Below are 1546 nucleotides of genomic sequence, written 5' to 3'. Positions count from 1 at the left end.
AAGATCTTTGACTAGCCTTTGTGGATCTCGAGAAGGCTTTTGACCGAGTGCCTCGTGAGGTTGTTTGGTGGGCGCTCCGACGAATGGATGTTCCCGAAGGATTACTGCAGGTGATTAAATCTATGTATGTTGGCGTCACGACTTCAGTGAAACACAACGGTGGAGAGAGCCGATTCTTCGAGGTCAAAGTTGGTGTTCATCAAGGTTCAGTGCTCAGTCCAATTTTGTTCATCATTGTCCTGGAAGCCTTATCAAAAAAGTTCAGAGGAGGCTTACGGTGCGAGCTGTTGTATGCTGATGATTTGGCGCTGGCAGCAGATACAAAGGAACTGTTGGTTGAGAAACTTAGTCACTGGAAGAAAGGCTTGGGGGAGAAAAGCTTGTGTGTAAACGTTAGCAAGACGAAAGTAATGCGTTGTGCCGCAGACGTGGGCACGAAACCGGACTCAGGGAAATACCCTTGCGGTGTTTGCAAGAAAGGAGTAGGTAACAACTCTATCTACTGCAGCACATGCAAAAAGTGGATACACCGCCGATGTAGCGGAGTAAAGGGTAAACTCATTGATATCCAGAACTACATGTGTCCGGCGTGTCGTCATCGACCACAGGTTGATCCTGCGAGTGACGTTCAGGAACTGAATGAAATATCGCTTGATGGAAAGGTGAGCTTCGAGGTGGTGGATCAATTTTGTTATTTGGGAGACATGATTGGTGCTGGTGGTGGTGCTACTGCGGCTTCAAGAACACGTGTACGTTGTGGATGGAAGAAGTTTCATGAGTTGGCTCCAGTACTAACACTGAAAGGCGCATCATTTAAACTGAAAGGAAAGATATATAAAACTTGTGTGAGGAGTGCCATGACATATGGCAGTGAAACATGGCCTATGAAGGTTGAGGATATGAACAGATTGATCAGAGCTGAAAGAATGATGATGAGGAGGATGTGTGGAGTAACGCTGAGAGACCGAGTTAGCACAGACACATTGTACGATCGTCTTGGAGTTGATCGCATTACTGGAGTGGTGACTCGAGGCAGATTGCGTTGGTTCGGTCATGTTGAGCGGAAACCGGATTCAGATTGGACGAAAGGTTGCACACAGCTTGAAGTGAAAGGAGTTAGAGGAAGAGGGAGAGGCCGAAAGACCTGGAGACAGTGTGTGGATGATGATTTAAAGAGATGGAAACTGAAACCGAAGGACGCTACAGTTAAAGCGCTGTGGCGAGGGTTAGTTAGTCAGATCGTCTGACCCATGCTAGCATGGAAAAGGACGTTAAACGGTGATGATGACTGCCCTCGGCCCAAGAAATATGTTTGCCAAACTTCAGCTCAATCTTCACCGAAATAGGGGAGTTACGCACTCTTAAAATTTGGATTTCGGGCCACAGCGTGCACATTTATGCCAAATGTTTTGGTCACTTGTCGGCACTTCTTCAACCTTATGATCCATCACGTACACTCCGTTCTTAAAATAAAAACTTTCTTACTGTTTATTTCCTGCGTACAGCTTTCGGCTCTCGTAGTTTCAGCGTTTTGCTCTTCCGGTTT

Annotated in this window: 1 protein-coding gene; it reads left to right on the top strand. The window is 46.4% G+C overall.

The window, feature by feature from the left end; all coding sequences use genetic code 11:
* The first annotated feature begins 20 nt into the window (after positions 1 to 20).
* Positions 21 to 1247: a reverse transcriptase domain-containing protein gene (locus JLZ96_RS24855; RefSeq protein ID WP_236254240.1), complete on the top strand. Its 1227-nt coding sequence runs from the start codon at positions 21 to 23 to the stop codon at positions 1245 to 1247.
* The last annotated feature ends 299 nt before the right edge of the window (positions 1248 to 1546 follow it).

It is taken from the genome of Rhodococcus sp. NKCM2511 (assembly GCF_014905595.1).
Lineage (GTDB): Bacteria > Actinomycetota > Actinomycetes > Mycobacteriales > Mycobacteriaceae > Rhodococcoides > Rhodococcoides fascians.
The sequence above is the reverse complement of the archived record's forward strand: the minus strand, read 5'-3'. Positions and strand labels throughout refer to the sequence as shown.